Consider the following 18,054-nt stretch of genomic DNA (forward strand, 5'->3'; position numbering starts at 1 on the left):
AAGCTAATACCTTGTGAAGATGCGTTGTTATAGTTTGATATTATTCCTGTTACTTGTGTCAGTAACAGGGTTAAATGCCGGAAGAGTTGAAGACCTGTATAATGTGAAAGTTACTCGTGATAATATTGATCCGGATAAAGTATTTCTGCTGATAGATAAGAGTGATTACAGGTTGTATCTGTATGAAGATGTAACCTTGCGCAAAGTGTACAAAGTTGTATTCGGAAACCGTGACCAGTCGGACAAGCAACTGGAAGGAGACCGTCGTACACCGGAAGGAACTTTCCATATTCAGAGTAAACGTTTTGATAAAAGCTGGAGTCGTTTCATGTTACTTGATTACCCCAATGAAACCTCCTGGACAAAGTTTCATCAGCTGCAATCTGAAGGGATTTTACCTTCCAATGCAACTATTGGCGGCGGTATTGGTATTCATGGTGTGGAATACGAATCCGGCATCCGGGATAATTATGTAGAAAGCCGGATCAACTGGACGCTGGGTTGCATCAGTATGAAAACGATGGATGTAGCAGAACTGTATGAAATCATAAAAGTAGGAACACCTGTAGTAATCAGGCGTTAATAATAGCATTCCTGTTGCAGTCTCCGCTGTTATCTTTGAAGACTGTTAATCTCCAATCTCATTACCTTATTGATAAGGATCAATGCTGCTATCGAAAGCAGAGCATTTGTAGTGATATCAGCGCGTAGCTGGTATCATGAATTATCATAAGCGGGTATTGGCTTTGTGAAGGGCACGCTTCATTCTGTGAAGCGTGTTTTTTATTGCAGAAATTTCTTAACAGCGGTTTTCCATTTAAGAGGTTCTTTACGACAAAAAGATTGATGGTAAGACTCATTAAATACAACCAGCTGTTTTTTCTTACTGTTTAAATGCTGATAAATAAGATCGGTTTCATGCCGGGTAACCCGGAAATCCAGTGCGCCCCAGCATACGAGCGCCGGCATTTTTATTTCCCTGGCATATGCCTCTGGTTTATAACCGGCCCCCCAGAAACCATGTTCCACTCCACCCCAAAAGGTAAGTACCTGGGAGAATGGCGTACCGGGAACATGTACTGCCCTCATCCTTGCCTTCACGGCATCCGTCAGCGTAGCAAAAGGGCATTCCAGGATCACTTTGTCTGGTTGCAGTTTATATTCAGGAACTGCTTTTAAGATTGCCGCAGCCCCCATGCTCATTCCCCAGAGAATGATATGTTTTTCTCCCCTTTGCTGTACATAGTTATAAGCCAGTTTTACATCTTCTGCTTCTTTGAAGCCAACGGTACAGGTATAGCCGTCACTGTTACCATTGCCCCGGAAGTCCAGCAGGAAAGTATTGTAGCCCAGTTGCCGGAAGTAACTGGCTTCTGCAAGAGTACCATCTTTACAACCGCCATAGCCATGAAATAATATAACGGTGCCGATGGCTTTAGGAGAAGGGATCCACCATGCTTCCAGTTTAAGGCCGCTGGCAGTATGGAGCAGCACTGTTTCAAAAGGAGTATCTGGTTTTATACGGACTACAGATTTTGATAATCGTACGCCAAGAAGAACAGTTTTTGCTTTTTCCCATGCATTCATTTGTTCCGGTTTTTTGTTTTTATATAAACCGGCGGGGTAGAAATGAGTAAATTTCCATGCATGAAATGCTGTAATTACATTCAGTAGAAGGAAGAGTACTAAAAGAAGATATAGGAGGCGTTTAAAAAACTTCATGTAACAAAAAAGTACGCGGTAAGAAAAATAAATAAAAGGGCTTAGGATTCGCTTAACTCCATTGGGAACTGGAATAAAAAGAGAGCGTATTGAACGCTCTCTTTTTATCATTTATATTTTACCACGTTTGATCTCTTCTACAATAGAAGGATCAAGTAATGTGCTGGTATCGCCGAGATTATCCGTTTCGCCTTCTGCTATTTTACGCAGGATGCGGCGCATGATTTTGCCGGAGCGGGTTTTAGGCAATCCGCTTACAAACTGGATCTTATCTGGTTTGGCAATAGGGCCAATGATCCGGGATACAGTTTGCAGGATATCTTTTTTAGTAAGTTCAGGATCGTGTGTCATGCGGTCTGTGATCACATAAGCATAAATACCTTGTCCTTTGATATCATGAGGGTATCCCACAACAGCGCTTTCTACCACACCAGAGTGCATATTGATGGCATTTTCCACTTCAGCAGTACCAATACGGTGACCGCTCACGTTTAGTACATCATCCACACGGCCGGTAATGCGGTAGTAACCATCTTCATCGCGGAGGCAGCCATCACCCGTAAAATAAAGATTATCGTATGTAGCAAAATAGGTGGTACGGCAGCGTTCATGATCACCATAGGTAGTACGTAACATACCTGGCCAAGGGAACTTGATACAGAGGTTGCCGTTCACATTGTTCCCTGTTACTTCTTTACCGGTTTCATCTACAAGGATAGGTTGTATGCCGGGGAGAGGTAAGGTGGCATAGCCCGGTTTTTCCGGAGTAATACCCGCTATTGGGGTGATCATGATCCCCCCGGTTTCTGTTTGCCACCAGGTATCTACTATAGGGCAGCGTCCTTTCCCGATATTATCTTTAAACCAATGCCATGCTTCTTCATTGATGGGTTCACCCACACTACCCAGTTTTTTCAGGGAGCTGAGATCTTTATGATTTACCGGACCAAGGCCATAGCTCATTAAGCTTCTGATAGCCGTAGGCGCAGTATATAGTGTGTTTACACGGAACTTATCAGTGATAGACCAAAGGCGTCCGGCATCGGGATAGGTAGGTACCCCTTCAAACATGAGTGTGGTAGCACCCGCGCTCAGCGGACCGTAGATGATATAACTATGGCCAGTGATCCAACCCACGTCTGCAGTACAGAAATATACTTCACCAGGTTGGTACTGGAAGGTATTTACGAATGTATAATTGGCGTATACCATATAGCCGCCGCAAGTGTGTACAACGCCTTTTGGTTTACCGGTGGATCCGGAAGTGTAGAGGATAAAGAGCATGTCTTCAGCATCCATTTCTTCTGCCGGGCAGGGAGGGTTGCCCATTGTTTCCACTTGTTTGATTTCATCTTCCCACCAGAGATCGCGTCCTTTGATCATACTCACCGGAGTGCGGGTGCGGGTAGATACAATTACTTTTTTAACTGAAGGGCAGGAAACCAGGGCATCATCGATCACAGATTTCAGGGGAATGTCTTTGTTGCCGCGAAATGCCCCATCGCAGGTAATAACGAGGTTACATTGGGCATCCTGGATCCTGTCTGCAATAGATTGGGCACTGAAGCCACCAAATACTACAGAATGGATGGCACCGATGCGGGCGCAGGCCAGCACGGAAATAGCCAGTTCGGGTATCATACCCATATAGATACATACACGATCTCCTTTTTTAACGCCATTGTTTTTGAGCACGTTTGCAAACTGGCATACCTTATTATATAGATCGCGATAGGTAATAACACGGTGACGTTCTTCGGGATCATTTGGTTCCCAGATAATGGCAGGAGTATTTCCTAATGTACCCAGATGTCTGTCAAGGCAATTCTCTGTGATATTCAGTTTGCCGCCAACAAACCATTTAACATCGGGGTCTTTAAAGTTCCATTCTAATACTTTGTCCCATTTCCGGCGCCAGTAAAAGTGATCGGCAACGTTTGCCCAGAAGCCTTCCGGGTCCATTACGCTTTGCTGATAGTTCTGTTGATACTCTTCTAAGCTTTTAATCTGGTACGGATAAGCCATATCTGCAATCAGTTTTGTTGGTCATTAAGTGAATAACGTGATGTCAATGCGGCTTAAATTTAATAAAAATGAGCAATAGTCAATAGTAATAGTGATATACTATCGATAATGAGGAGAAGAAAATCTTTAAAAGAGGAGAATCAGGAGAGGGAAAACACAGGGGTTGAAATCAGAGTTTTGAGAGAAGTATTCGCAGCTTAGTGTTTACTTGCCTGGTTTTTTGCGGTATTTTTCGCAGTAATTCCAGAAGTTCTGGTATACTTCGTCCATTACAGCAATAATCTTTTCTGTTTCGGCATTGCTGAGAGAAGGAATGATCTTGTCTTTGGCAATACCGCCGGCTTTGTTTGCATTACGCATCTTGCGATAAAAAGTAGGCACACTCCAGGCGCATTCCTCACATACCCGTTCCCGGAAATATATGGGAAGATTGATCATTCTGGAATGCACATCCTGTAATACATTAACAGGTTGTGGTGTAGAAGGCATGGATTTTTTCATATCAGTAGTTGTTGTTTTTAAAATTTGGGAAACATTAATTTATTGGGAATGCGATAATCGTTATATCTATTTATGGTTACATGTAAGCAAATGTATTTATAATTATTTTATTGTCCCAAATTTTGCACATATATTTTTAAGAATATATTTATTCTTGAAACGCCCTGTGGCAAAGGGTTTTGAGATAGATAGTTTTAATATGTGTCTGAAAATGTCAACTTTTTCGTTTTAGCAAATTGTGTAACGGTTATTTTTTTTAATAACTGATTTTTTAGTTCCTTCGCAGTATAATAACCATATTGTCTATATGAAATTTCCATTTGATAAAATGAAATGGAAATTATTATTATATTGTATGGGTTGCACACACTGAAGCTATCAACTAATCTAAAGTATACATGTCCAGGTTAATCCACATGGGCCAGCGCCTGAAGCAAATTTTAAAGCAGAAGAAAATCAAGATAGTCGACTTTGCCGATCTGGCAGGTTTTACAAACCAGATAGCCCACTACCATTTACGTAAAAGTGACATGAAGCGGAGTACGCTGGAGAAATTCTGTGAGTTAATAAATATTACACCGGAAGAATTTTATGAATGGAACAGTGTTACGGTAAGCAGTGGCGATAAAGCCGGGGAGCATACCATTTTGCATCATGGTAGTCGTTTAATGGAGCTTATAGGAGAGCGGGGATTGAACAAAACCAGGCTGGCAAAACGTTTGGGAATGAGCCGCAGAACGATGTATAATTTGTTCGAGAAAGAACTTTTTGGTACAGAAGAATTAGAGCGTGTAGCAAGGGCACTTGAAATGACTACCGCTGGTTTCCTGTATCCCGGAGCTCTGGACGATGCGCGACAGGCTGATAATGATGAAATGCTGGCGATGCGGGAAAAGTATTATAAATTACTGGAAGAGCACAATCAGTTATTGAAAAACTATTCCTCTCTTAAAGAAGGCCTGGAGTTGGCCAAGAAAGATATTATCCAGTTGCGCAAACAGGTCCGTTCCAAAAAAGGATCCTGATTTGAATAATAAGTTTATCAGCCAGAACATATTGTTATCTATTGTAGTTCCACGAGTTATTTTATTATTCTGTAGCCTATGAAAATTGACCTTTCCTTTTTTATTGTATCATAAAATTATTATAATTTCACTAACGTTACCATCAGGATATTGATAAGATCAATACTGTACACTAATTTTCTGATAATTATAAATCTGCTTCATATGGATTTTCTGCCAAATGCATTTGATTCCCCCATATGGTATATAGGAATGCAGATTAACGGTGCCAGCGAATTGCTTACACAAAAACAGAATCGTGAGATACTGGCAAAACGATTGAACCGTGATCAGCGTAATGCCTTAATAAAGGTAGAAGAGTACACTATTCTACCGGATACCATCCATCTGATTATACGTGAAGTAGCATTAACACTGGAAATGTGGTGGCCAGTATTCAGGGATGCAACCGCCAGGGAACTGGAAGATAGCGGAGGGATAGATGGTGTTACCTGTAACTGGCATAATCTTACACAGGAACTGATCATTGATGCAGTTGCCTTTGAAAGGTGTGCTTATGATCTGCTTTACCAGCCTGTTACAAAAGGATATGCCACTGATCCCGGATTCTACGAATTTAATAGTATCAATAACGTAGCAGGGATTGATCTATAATAACAGAGCGCCTACTTCTTGCCAGGTGTCTACACGTTTGTAGCCTGTTACGTTTATATTATGTGGTGCTGTAAACATGATGGCTTCTCCTTTGAAATGTTGCAGGTTCTTTACATGATCATCAATCATATAATCAGCCTGTACAATAGTTTTAGATCCACAGAAAACAATATTCTGCCAGCTTATAAAAGGATAGTGTTCCTCCAGCCATTCCAGTTTCTCGTTTAATGAAGTAGGAAATTCTATTGCTGCAGACACAATGAACACCTCATGTTTCTCACACAAGGCCTTAATTATTTCCTGGCTGTCTTTGATCACCACCTTGGTCCTGAAAAATCCCGGTTCAAATAAAAAACTACGGATAATTTCCTTGTCATGCGGAAAACCACTTGCTTCAGGCTGCCCGTTCAACGTCTCCCTGTTTACTTCCACGCCATATTTTTTTGCATAATAGTCGATAAACTGTTGAGTAGTATCTGCCATTACGCCGTCCATGTCTATTGCTATTCTTGCCATATCCTGCTGTTTTTTGCAAAGTTATGCATTTATTGCAAATTATTTCATAATATTGCATAAAATTGCAAGAACATGCTGAAAGAGGAGCGGTTTGATTATATCCTCAAAAAATTAAAAGCAGACCATAAAGTATTGCACACCGAGTTGAGTAATGACTTGCAGGTATCTGAAGATACTGTACGTCGCGATTTGGAAACTCTGGCGCAAAATGGCTTGTTAATTAAAGTAAGAGGCGGGGCTATCCCGCATTCTCCTCATCCTTACACTTTTAACGAACGTATTGGTATTCATGAAGACTCTAAAAAAGCAATTGCGGGTAAAGCATTGTCTTTTTTACATGACGGGCAAACGGTAATTATAGATGGAGGAACATCTACCTATGCTCTCGTAAAGTTATTCCCACCCTCCTTAAAACTTACAGTTATTACCCCCAGCATCCCCATTGCTATGCAATTGATGGAACATCCTGGAATAGAAGTGATCCTGACAGGAGGGCGTATTTTTAAAAGCTCACAGGTTACAGCAGGACTGGATACTATCCGGATGCTGGAAAAGGTACGTGCCGATATATGTTTCATGGGAGTATGCAGCCTGCATACAGAAGTAGGGGTAACGGGCCCGGATATGGAAGAAGCCGCAGTGAAGAATGTGATGGTACAATCCGCCAACAGGGTCATCGCCCTTGTTACCAGTGATAAAATGGGTACAGCCGAACCGTATAAGGTTTGTGATATTACAGAGATGGATACCATCATTACTGATGCAGCAGGACTTGCAATGGCAACTCCTTACCTGCAATTGGGCATAAAAGTGATTTAATATGTTACAGGAACTAACTTTAGACTATCCTCACAAAAAAACCGCACGTATTGCGGTAAGTGCATTGTTCTTCTTAACAGGACTCTGCTTTGCCAGCTGGGCTTCCCGTATCCCTGCCATTCAGCAGAAACTGCATATGAGTGAAGGGGAACTTGGCGGTATGCTGCTCGCGTTGCCAATAGGCTCTATGATCTCTATGCCGGTGGCAGGATGGCTGGTTGGCAAATTTGGAAGCCGGCAGGTGCTCATGGTGGCTGGATTACTCTACGGTGGGGTTTTGCCTACACTGGGATTGGTAGAACATTCCTGGCAGTTATTTGGCTGCCTGATGTTATTTGGCTTCTGTGGAAACATGGCAAACATTGCCGTAAATACACAGGCCGTACTCGTAGAGGCAATGTATGGACGTTCTATTATGGCCTCTTTTCATGGCTTGTGGAGCCTGGCAGGCTTTACTGGAGCGGCTATAGGAACAGGGATGGCTGCCGGAGGGATTGTTCCTTATCAGCATTTCCTGATCATCATGGTAATCGCTATTATTATTGTAGGAGTAAGTATCCGATCAGTAGTTCGCCATGATGTGAAAATAGAAGAAGACATTCTTGCAAAAACAGACAGAAGCATTGATGCAAAGCTTGCCAGACTGATAAGGAGAGTAATGCTGCTAAAAATAAAAAGAGTAAGACAATACCTGGTGCACCTGGTAAAACGGAAATGGAGTGTATTGAAGGTAATTGTAATCCTTGGCATCATTGCTTTTTGCTCTATGATCTGTGAAGGGACAATGTTTGACTGGAGCGGGGTATATTTCAAAAAAGTGATTCATTCTCCAGAAGGCATTGCCGGAATTGGATATACCGCATTTATGAGTACGATGGCGGCATTCCGTTTCATTGCAGATGCACTCACCACCCGTTTTGGTGTAAAGCGGATGTTGCAGTTAAGCGGAGGTCTTACTGCCGCGGGGTTGATCATTGCTGTAGCATTACCTTATTTTCCCACTGCTATCTTCGGATTTCTGCTGGTAGGAGCGGGTGTGTCTTCTGTGGTGCCCTTAGTATATAGCACCGCAGGACGGAGTAAAACATTCTCTCCCGGTATGGCCCTGGCAGCAGTATCTACCATTGGTTACCTGGGTTTCCTGTTGGGCCCACCGCTTATCGGGTTTGTGGCACAGGCAACCAGTTTACGAATTTCGTTTTCTATTATAGCAGTAATGGGAATGTGTATCGCTTTGATGAGTGGGAAGTTAAAGAACTAAAAAGCGAGGAAATAAATCAAGGGCCTGGAATTAATTATAAAGATGGCGTATCATTTATTTGATACGCCATCTTTAAGTTATGATATATGTATAATTACTATTCGTTTCTTTTTTCTCTTGTCAGTAAAGGGTTAAGACTGAAAGCTTATTGAAGAGGAAAATTTTTATTCTAACAATACGCTTTGAAAACCGTACTTTTGCACGATTTTTTTGTCTGGTGAATGGTATTAAAATCGTCAGGTTTTTAATTTTACAATAGAAAACGCAAATGCCTAAAGACTCCTCTATCAAATCTGTTCTTATTATTGGTTCTGGTCCTATTATTATTGGTCAGGCTTGTGAATTTGACTATTCCGGTTCCCAGGCGGCACGTTCGCTGCGCGAAGAAGGAATTAAGGTGGTTCTGATAAATTCGAATCCGGCTACTATCATGACGGATCCTATGATGGCCGACAAGGTATACTTGTTGCCCCTCACGGTAGAAAGTATAGAACAGATCCTGGAAGAGCATCAGATAGATGCCGTATTGCCAACCATGGGTGGACAAACAGCACTGAATCTCTGTAAAGAAGTGGATGAGCTGGGAATATGGCAGAAATATAATGTACGCCTGATTGGTGTGGATATTAAAGCGATCGATAAAGCAGAAGACCGTGAACAGTTCCGCCAGTGGATGATTGCTCTTGGTGTGCCCGTAGCTCCTGCCAGAACAGCCAACTCTTTCCTTGAAGGAAAAGAATTTGCCCAGGAAATCGGTTTCCCGCTGGTAATCCGTCCATCCTTTACCCTGGGTGGTACCGGTGGCGGTTTTGTACACAGTAAAGATGAACTGGATGAAGCACTTCAACGCGGATTACAGGCATCTCCCATCCACGAAGTACTGGTAGAAAAAGCAGTACTGGGCTGGAAGGAATTCGAACTGGAATTACTACGCGATAGTAATGATAACGTGGTGATCATCTGTACTGTAGAGAACCTGGACCCTATGGGGATCCATACTGGCGACTCCATTACAGTGGCTCCTGCCATGACCCTGAGCGATACCGCTTTCCAGGACATGCGTAACAAAGCAATTATGATGATGCGCGACCTTGGCAACTTTGCCGGAGGTTGTAATGTACAGTTCTCCCTGAACCCTGAGAATGAGGAACTGATCGCTATCGAGATCAATCCCCGCGTAAGCCGCTCTTCTGCCCTGGCTTCCAAGGCAACGGGTTATCCTATTGCGAAAATAGCTGCTAAACTGGCTATCGGTTATACACTGGATGAACTGGAAAACCAGATCACCAAAACCACTTCCGCTTTCTTTGAGCCGGCACTGGACTACGTAATAGTAAAAATGCCACGCTGGAACTTTGATAAATTCAAAGGTGCAGATCAGACTCTTGGATTGCAGATGAAATCAGTGGGTGAGGTAATGGCCATCGGCCGTACTTTCCCTGAAGCGCTGCAGAAAGCCTGTCAGAGTCTGGAAAATGATGCGCTTGGATTAGGATATTACGGCAAATCACTCATGAAGAGCGAGCAATTGCTGGAAAGAATGAAAACGCCTACCTGGGACAGGATCTTCCGTATCAAGGATGCCCTGATGGAAGGTGTTTCTGTGAAGCATTTACATCAGCTTACCTATATAGATAAATGGTTCCTGAACCAGATCAATGATATCGTTACGCTGGAAAAGCAATTGCTGGAGTATGACCTTAACACTGTGCCCAAGGACATGCTGCACGATGCCAAAAAGATGGGCTTCTCTGATATGCAGCTGACCCACTTACTTGGTAACTGTGAAGAAGAAGAGGTATATGAAAAGCGTAAATCGCTGGGCATTACCCGTACCTATAAAATGGTAGATACCTGCGCTGCGGAGTTTGAAGCTAAAACGCCTTATTTCTATTCTACTTTTGATACCGAGAATGAAAGCAAGCCTTCTGAAAAGAAGAAAGTGATTGTACTGGGCTCCGGTCCTAACCGTATCGGTCAGGGTATCGAATTCGATTACTGTTGCACCCATGGCCTGCAGGCTATCCAGGAGTGCGGTTATGACGCCATCATGGTGAACTGTAACCCTGAAACAGTATCTACGGACTTCGACATGGCAGACAAGCTGTACTTCGAGCCTGTATTCTGGGAACACCTCTGGGAAATCATAGAGCTGGAAAAACCAGAAGGGGTGATTGTACAATTGGGTGGACAAACAGCGCTGAAGCTGGCGAAACGTCTGGAAGAAAAAGGTATCAAAATTATCGGTACTTCTTTCGATAACATGGACATTGCCGAAGATCGTGGCCGTTTCTCCGATCTGCTGAAAGATCTGGGCATTCCTTACCCCAATTACGGTACCGCTTATAATACAGATGACGCTATCGAAGTAGCAAAAGAAGTAGGATATCCTGTATTGGTTCGTCCTTCATATGTACTGGGTGGCCAGCGTATGAGAATCGTGATTAATGAGGAAGAACTGGAAACATCCGTATTAAGCCTGCTGAAGCACTTACCAGGTAATAAGATCCTGATTGACCACTTCCTGGATCGTTGCCAGGAGGCAGAGATAGATGGTATCTTCGACGGAGAAGATTTCCATGTGATGGGAGTGATGGAACATATTGAACCTGCCGGTATTCATAGTGGAGACAGCAATGCGTTATTGCCATCATTCAATCTCACTCCGCTGGAAGTAACTACCATGGAGTTTTATGCAGAGAAGATTGCACGCGCACTGAATATCCGCGGACTGATCAACATTCAGTTTGCTATCAAAAACGGACAGGTGTTCGTGATCGAAGCGAATCCACGTGCCTCACGTACCACTCCTTTCATCGCCAAAGCATACCAGGTGCCATATCTGAATATCGCTACCAAAGTAATGCTGGGTGCCAAGAAACTGAAAGATTTCACGATAGAGAAGAACCTGAAAGGTTTTGCTATCAAAGAACCAGTGTTCTCTTTTAACAAGTTCCCCGGTGTGAACAAAGAGTTAGGACCTGAAATGAAATCTACCGGTGAGGCCATCCGCTTTATCAAAGATCTGCGTGATCCTTACTTTAGAACATTATACAAAGAGAAAAGTATGTACCTGAGCAAATAGCGCAGTATACAATATCTTATAAAGCAAAACGCCTTCCATTTTGGAAGGCGTTTTGCTTTTATTTTTAGTCTGTTTGCAGAGCAATAATATCGCGGTGTGGTATAAAAAAATCAGAGCCTGATGAAGATCAGGCTCTTTCTTTTCCCTCAAAATAACCATTAAAGACACGTCTATTTATTTGCATAAATAGCGTGACCGGTAGTGCAGTTTACTATAAATATTAAATATTAAAAAGATGTTAACTAATCAATAACAGATTAAGAAAACCGTTATTATTAAATAACTATTTATCAATACAATATTAATTATTAAATATATAGATATTTAAAATTGATCTTATTGCAGAAATATATTTTGCCCTAAAAACTTATCGAGCGTTCAAAATTTAAAGACGGGTCTGGTGCTAATATTTTGCATATTTGCGTATCATAGGTAAAGATGAAGATGAAGGTAATCCCCGGAGAATTTCGTAGGGATATTTGGGATCTTTGTGTACCTCAAAATATAAAACCATGTTTGTTGCCTTTTTGAAACGCGCACCTTTCGTGCGTCTGATCTTCCCATTAGCCATAGGCATTGTTTTACAACCATATCTGCCATTATTCCCTGGAATTATCTGGGCCGGTTGCGGACTGTTATTGCTGCTGCTATTCCTGTTATCCCGCCTGTCTGTCTGGATCAGATATGTATATGGTTGGACAATGGGTGTAATTCTACACCTCCTGATTATTTGTGCTGGCTATCTCCTGACATATTACTCAGATGTACGGCACAACCAATATTACTATGGTCATGTTTTGCGATCAACAGATTTCCTGCTTGTTATTGTAAAAGAGCCATTACAGGAAAAGGCCCGTTCTTATCGTACCACAGTGCAGGTAACAGCTATTGTCCGCAGGGATAGCATGCTACCCGTAAAAGGATCTCTGCTTTTGTATCTGCAGAAAGATACCGCTGTTACTGCTTTGCAGTGTGGAGACCGGTTGTTGCTGTGTAATAAATTGAATGCAGTATCCAATAGTGGTAATCCGGGTGCATTTGATTACCGCAGGTACTGTGCAGCTCATCAGATTTATCAGCAGGCATATCTGCAAACGGGAGAGTGGCAGTTAAATAAGCGGAATAAAGGAGATATTTTATTATCTGCCAGGAATTACTGTTTGCGTATCCTCAATCAGTATATAGGAGGAAAGGAGGCCGGATTGGCAGCAGCACTGCTCATAGGCTACCGGTATGATCTGGACAAAGAAATGGTACAGGATTATACCAATACGGGGATTGTACATATCATTGCTATTTCCGGAATGCATCTGGCTCTTATTTACGGTAGCCTGTTATGGTTGCTGCAGTGGTGGCCTGCTCACCGGTTTACTAACATGTTGAAAGCGCTGCTTATCATTTTTCTCCTGTGGGCTTTTACCTTGCTCACCGGCGCGTCTGCATCAGTACTGCGGGCAAGTGTGATGTTCACTTTTATCACGGTGGGAAAGTTTGTACTTGATCGTTATACCAATGTATACAATACACTGGCGGCTTCTGCCTTCCTGTTATTATGTTATGATCCCGGTTTGCTTACAGATGCGGGATTCCAGTTATCATATCTGGCAGTATTAAGTATTCTTATTTGTTTCAAACCGCTCTATAGTTTGCTCTATTTGCGCAATCGCTGGCTGGACAAGATTTGGGAAGCCATCGCCCTTACACTGGCTGCTCAGTTACTTACTTTGCCTGTTTGCCTATACTACTTTCATCAGTTTCCTTTGTACTTTCTGCCAGCGAATCTGCTGGCCGTGCCTTTATCTACTATAATCCTCTATGGAGAGATTCTGCTATTAATGCTGGGCAAATTCAACATACCGGCTCATTATATGGGCACCTGTCTACAATGGCTGATGGTCTGGATGAATAAAGGAATTGCAGAAATCGGACACCTGCCGGGAGCATTGATCCGGGAAATCTATATCACATTATATGGTACCATTTGCTGTTATATAATGGTCGCAGGGATCTTGGTGTGGTGGTTGTGCCGTTGGACGAGAGGATTGATAACGGCACTCTGGAGTTGTCTGATATGGGCTGTGTGGAATATGGCCGACAGTTTGCAGGCACACCAGCAGCATCAATTGGTGGTGTACAACATTCCGGCACATACAGCTGTTGATGTAATAGACGGACGTAGTGTACGTTTTTTTGGAGATGCTTTCTTAGATCTTTACCTGCAACCATCAAGAGCATCCTTTAAAATTCTCCGGAGTTGCCGTACGCCTTCACACTATCTTACTGTGGGGAATAAACGGCTGCTGGTGATCGACGGCGCATTACAGGTAGCTGCTACAGGAAAAAAAATCAGGATAGATTATCTTTTACTTTCACATAATCCACATGTGGATATCAAACAATTGGATGCATTATTTGATGCGGGGCTCATAATTTTTGATGCTTCAAACAAACGAAAGAGTATTGAACAATGGAAAAGTGATTGTTACGCGCTAACTTTGCGCTTCTTTTCGGTTCCGGATCAGGGAGCTTATGTCGTAAAATTCTAATTTTTTCCATACATGCAAAAGCAAATCAAATCAGCATTGATCTCCGTTTTCTATAAAGATAATCTGGAGAACATCGTTAGAAAATTAGGTGAGCAGGGCGTAACCATTTATTCAACGGGTGGTACACAAAAGTTTATTGAAGAGTTGGGCGTAAAGTGTGTGGCTGTGGAAGAACTGACCGCGTATCCTTCTATTCTGGGTGGCCGTGTAAAAACATTACACCCTAAAGTATTTGGTGGCATACTGGCCCGCCGTGAAAATGCACAGGACCTTGAACAGCTGAAGCAGTACGAGATTCCTGAGCTGGACCTGGTAATCGTTGACCTGTATCCGTTTGAGGAAACAGTAAAGAGTACTACAGAAGAACAGACTATTATTGAGAAGATCGACATTGGTGGTGTATCACTGATCAGAGCCGCTGGCAAGAACTACAAAGATGTAGTGATTGTAGCCTCTAAAGATCAATATGCAGATCTGGAAAAAGTGCTGGTTGATAATAACGGTGCTACCACTATCGAAGATCGCAGATCATTTGCTGCAAAAGCATTTGAAGTGTGCGCTCATTATGATGTAGCGATTGCTCAGTACTTCCTGCATAACGAACCTTCTGCCTACTTCCAGGTATCTGCCCCGGAAGGACAGGTAATGCGTTATGGAGAAAACCCTCATCAGAAAGGTGTATTCTACGGAGATCTGTCTGAAATATTCAACAAACTACATGGCAAGGAATTGTCTTATAATAATCTCGTGGATGTTGATGCTGCCTGCCAGCTGATCCAGGAGTTTACTGATACTACATTTGCGGTGATTAAACATACTAACGTATGTGGTATTGCCAGTCGTGCTACACTGAAAGAAGCCTGGGATGCCGCACTGGCAGGGGATAAAGAGAGTGCTTTCGGGGGCGTACTGGTTTGTAATGCGGTAGTAGACAAGACTACAGCAGAATCTATCAGTGAAATATTCTTTGAAATCCTTATAGCACCTGGTTTTGAGCCAGATGCCCTTACTGTATTACAAGCTAAAAAGAACAGGATTCTGTTACAGCAGTTACAACCGGTTAAAGCCTCTTATGTTTATAAGAATGTGTTGAACGGTGTGCTGATACAGGAAGCCGATAAAGGCAGCTTTAAAGAGTGGAATGATACAGGGGCAAGACCGGCAACTGTTAATGAAAAAGCGGATCTTGAATTTGCAAACCTGGTATGTAAACACTTAAAATCAAATGCAATTGCTCTGGTAAAAGACAGGCAGCTGATAGGCAAAGGTTGTGGACAAACATCCCGTATAGATGCTTTGCGTCATGCCATTGAAAAAGCCAACCAATTTAATTTTGATCTTAAAGGTGCTGCCATGGCTTCAGATGCATTCTTCCCATTTGACGACTGTGTACGTATTGCACATGAAGAAGGAATCGTAGCCGTGATTCAGCCAGGAGGTTCTGTCCGTGATAATGACTCTGTTGAATTCTGCAAACAGAATAATATGGTAATGGTAATGACAGGTATGCGTCATTTCAGACATTAGTATTTAACAAACTATAATATTGAGAGCATCGGTCATTGGCCGGTGCTTTTTTTATAACTTGCAGGCTGCAACTATGGCTTTTTTACATCACAATATCATGAAGGATGCAGATGATGCAGCTTTGATGCAGGAGTATAAACGCTCCGGCAAGCTGGACTATCTGGCAGCGCTGTATCAGCGCTATATGAACCTGGTATATGGGGTGTGTCTGCGTTTTTTTGATGAAGAAGCAAGTAAGGATGCCGTGATGCAGATTTTTGAAGAACTGATTGTGAAACTGAAACAGCATGAAGTACAGAACTTTAAAAGCTGGTTGCATGTACTTACCCGTAACTATTGCCTGATGAGGTTGCGGTCACTGAAAAACAGGGAGGGCAGGGAAATCTCCCTGGATGGATTGCCTGTTATGGAAAACGATTCATTTGTACATCATGAAAATGGAATGAGCGTAGAAGCTCATTTACAGGATATGGAGAAGTGCCTGGAAACGCTGCCGGAAGAACAAAAGCGGAGTGTAGACCTATTTTATCTGAAGGAAAAGAGTTACCGGGAAGTTGCTGATATGACAGGGTACGATATGAATAAGGTAAAAAGCTATATTCAAAACGGAAAGCGGAACCTGAAAATTTGTATGGAACAACAACATGCCTCACAAGCATAACGATATTAAACACGGGGTGGATCCTGAACTGATCCGCCGTTACCTGGCCGGCGAGCTGGATGACAAAGCTATGCACCTGCTGGAGAAGCAGGCGCTGGATGATCCATTTCTTGCCGAAGCGCTGGATGGGTTGGCCGCCTATGCACCTGATCAGCAAACCAACCTGGAGGATCTTAACAACCGCCTGGAACAAAGGGTAGCACGTAAACAGATGCGGAAACTGCCGGTATATTATCGCTGGACTGCCGCTGCAATAGTTCTGTTGCTGGCAGGCATAGGTGTAATAAAGATGTGGCAGTTGCCGGAAAAGCATGAAATGGCAAAAGTGATAGTTCCACAGGATACCACAGCACCTGCTGCAATTATGAATGAAAGTGGGCAAGCTTCAGCCAACCTGACAGATAAAAAGCCGGGTATAGGAGCTTCAGATGTCCCTAAACCATTATCAGCTACTCCTCCTGCCGAACCTGTCATGGCAAAGAAGAAGGCAATGCTGCAAAGTGATACCACTACTCAGGGTTGGTATGCTAATATACAGGGAGAGCCCGCGGCTCCCGCAAAAGATATGGAAGTGGCGAAAGAAGTGGAAGCAGCACCTTCAGTCCTTAGTGGTAAGGTTGCTGGTGTTAATATAAGCCGCCAGCCCACAGCTCCGGCCCCGGCTTTAGCACCCGCCAGGACGAGAATGCTTAGGGGAAGGGTGATTAGTGAGAATGATAACTCTGGTATGCCGGGTGCTACTGTTGCGGTTATTGGCACCAGCAAGGGGGCGATTACAGACAAGGATGGAAATTTTGCTGTTTCTGTGGACAGTACTGAAAAGGTACAGTTAAGTGTAAATGCCGTCGGCTTTATGAGTAAGAAACTGGCAATTGGAAATGAAGAGAACAATCTCAATATTGCTATTGCCCAACAGAATAATAGTTTGAATGAAGTGACTGTAGTTGGCTACGGAGTCCAAAAGAAGAGCGTTGTAACCAGTGCTCAGGCTACTATAACTTCTAAGGACATTCACAGGCAGGAGATGCAGGAGATGGATAGTGAAAAGAGCAGGCGTAAAAAAGCAGCCTATCAGGTACCGTCTCCCGGAGAAGGATTTGAGAGCTATGAAAAATACATCGCAAAGAATGTCCGGTATCCTTCATCAGCACAAAATATAACTGGAAAAGTCCGCGTTGCTTTTACGGTAAAAGCAGATGGTAGGCTGGAAAATTTTAGAGTGCTCCGGAAGCTGCAGCCAGATTGCGATACAGAGGCTATCCGTGTAATTAAAGAGGGGCCGGCCTGGATTCCCGCATCTGATGGTAAATCTACGCGTGTGCAGGTAGATGTTCCTTTTGCCCCCTGAGTATTATATGCTACTTTATAGTTGGCAACCCAGACTATAATGCTCTGTGATTGCTCAAAGTATTATACGCTGCTTTGTTTTTCAACCTTATGATGTTGATTTTCTTTTTTGGGCGACTATTATACTCTATTTTGTTTTATAGCCCTTATCAGTTTTCTATTCCGTCTGTTTTCACGACTGTCATTCAGTGAAAACGCAGCCCATATTGCGGCAGGGAGCCACCCAATTAATGTAATCTGCAAAAGCAGGCAAACGATACCTGTTAAAAGTTTACCTCTTAGAAAGAAAGATAGCCAGGGTAAAAGGATTGCTATCAGCATCATAGCATAACGGTTTAAGAATTAATAGTAAGAGTTGTAAAAAT

The 18,054-nt window shown here is 42.8% G+C and carries 15 protein-coding genes; 10 read left to right on the forward strand and 5 right to left on the reverse strand.

Annotated features, from left to right (window positions below; genetic code table 11):
* The first annotated feature begins 19 nt into the window (after positions 1-19).
* Complete coding sequence (locus BM176_RS26230) at positions 20-583, forward strand: L,D-transpeptidase family protein (RefSeq protein ID WP_090107370.1); 564 nt, start codon at positions 20-22, stop codon at positions 581-583.
* A 200-nt stretch (positions 584-783) separates the two neighbouring features.
* Here BM176_RS26230 and BM176_RS26235 read toward each other — a convergent pair whose 3' ends face one another.
* The 3 genes from BM176_RS26235 to BM176_RS26245 all read right to left on the reverse strand — a co-directional run bounded on the left by BM176_RS26235 (position 784) and on the right by BM176_RS26245 (position 4,248).
* On the reverse strand, positions 784-1,587 hold the full coding sequence (locus tag BM176_RS26235) for an alpha/beta hydrolase (RefSeq protein WP_177230553.1): 804 nt from the start codon (positions 1,585-1,587) through the stop codon (positions 784-786).
* Positions 1,588-1,833: 246 nt separating this feature from the next.
* Positions 1,834-3,747, reverse strand: coding sequence for an acetate--CoA ligase (acs, locus tag BM176_RS26240; protein WP_090107372.1), 1,914 nt, complete (start codon positions 3,745-3,747; stop codon positions 1,834-1,836).
* Positions 3,748-3,951: 204 nt separating this feature from the next.
* Positions 3,952-4,248 (reverse strand): hypothetical protein, encoded by a 297-nt coding sequence (locus BM176_RS26245; protein ID WP_090107373.1) that lies wholly within the window; start codon positions 4,246-4,248, stop codon positions 3,952-3,954.
* Between the two features lie 398 nt (positions 4,249-4,646).
* Here BM176_RS26245 and BM176_RS26250 point away from each other — a divergent pair, with 398 nt between their 5' ends.
* A complete protein-coding gene (locus BM176_RS26250) occupies positions 4,647-5,273 on the forward strand; it encodes a helix-turn-helix domain-containing protein (protein ID WP_090107374.1) in 627 nt (208 codons plus the stop codon).
* 204 nt (positions 5,274-5,477) lie between these two features.
* Complete coding sequence (locus BM176_RS26255) at positions 5,478-5,927, forward strand: hypothetical protein (protein ID WP_090107375.1); 450 nt, start codon at positions 5,478-5,480, stop codon at positions 5,925-5,927.
* On the opposite strand, the gene BM176_RS26260 is transcribed toward BM176_RS26255, so the two are convergent.
* The gene (locus BM176_RS26260; RefSeq protein ID WP_090107376.1) at positions 5,922-6,443 is read right to left on the reverse strand and encodes a 5' nucleotidase, NT5C type; all 522 of its coding nucleotides are present in this window, start codon (positions 6,441-6,443) and stop codon (positions 5,922-5,924) included. The two genes, BM176_RS26255 and BM176_RS26260, sit on opposite strands and share 6 nt — an antisense overlap.
* 72 nt (positions 6,444-6,515) lie before the next feature.
* Here BM176_RS26260 and BM176_RS26265 point away from each other — a divergent pair, with 72 nt between their 5' ends.
* From BM176_RS26265 to BM176_RS26295, 7 genes are all read left to right on the forward strand, one after another.
* Positions 6,516-7,262, forward strand: a complete 747-nt coding sequence (locus tag BM176_RS26265; RefSeq protein ID WP_090107377.1) for a DeoR/GlpR family DNA-binding transcription regulator — start codon at positions 6,516-6,518, stop codon at positions 7,260-7,262.
* A 1-nt stretch (position 7,263) separates the two neighbouring features.
* Positions 7,264-8,523: an MFS transporter gene (locus tag BM176_RS26270; RefSeq protein WP_090107378.1), complete on the forward strand. Its 1,260-nt coding sequence runs from the start codon at positions 7,264-7,266 to the stop codon at positions 8,521-8,523.
* A gap of 268 nt (positions 8,524-8,791) precedes the next feature.
* Positions 8,792-11,608 (forward strand): carbamoyl-phosphate synthase large subunit, encoded by a 2,817-nt coding sequence (gene carB / locus BM176_RS26275; RefSeq protein ID WP_090107379.1) that lies wholly within the window; start codon positions 8,792-8,794, stop codon positions 11,606-11,608.
* A 512-nt stretch (positions 11,609-12,120) separates the two neighbouring features.
* Positions 12,121-14,154, forward strand: coding sequence for a ComEC/Rec2 family competence protein (locus tag BM176_RS26280; RefSeq protein WP_090107380.1), 2,034 nt, complete (start codon positions 12,121-12,123; stop codon positions 14,152-14,154).
* A 12-nt stretch (positions 14,155-14,166) separates the two neighbouring features.
* A complete protein-coding gene (gene purH / locus BM176_RS26285) occupies positions 14,167-15,681 on the forward strand; it encodes a bifunctional phosphoribosylaminoimidazolecarboxamide formyltransferase/IMP cyclohydrolase (protein ID WP_090107381.1) in 1,515 nt (504 codons plus the stop codon).
* Between the two features lie 73 nt (positions 15,682-15,754).
* On the forward strand, positions 15,755-16,342 hold the full coding sequence (locus BM176_RS26290) for an RNA polymerase sigma factor (RefSeq protein ID WP_090107382.1): 588 nt from the start codon (positions 15,755-15,757) through the stop codon (positions 16,340-16,342).
* Positions 16,326-17,690, forward strand: coding sequence for an energy transducer TonB (locus tag BM176_RS26295; protein ID WP_090107383.1), 1,365 nt, complete (start codon positions 16,326-16,328; stop codon positions 17,688-17,690). Before BM176_RS26290 ends, BM176_RS26295 begins: the two co-directional genes overlap by 17 nt.
* Positions 17,691-17,809: 119 nt before the next feature.
* On the opposite strand, the gene BM176_RS26300 is transcribed toward BM176_RS26295, so the two are convergent.
* Positions 17,810-18,013, reverse strand: a complete 204-nt coding sequence (locus BM176_RS26300; protein ID WP_090107384.1) for a YqaE/Pmp3 family membrane protein — start codon at positions 18,011-18,013, stop codon at positions 17,810-17,812.
* Positions 18,014-18,054 lie beyond the last annotated feature (41 nt).

The organism is Chitinophaga sp. CF118, from assembly GCF_900112615.1.
In the GTDB taxonomy this organism is placed as follows: domain Bacteria; phylum Bacteroidota; class Bacteroidia; order Chitinophagales; family Chitinophagaceae; genus Chitinophaga.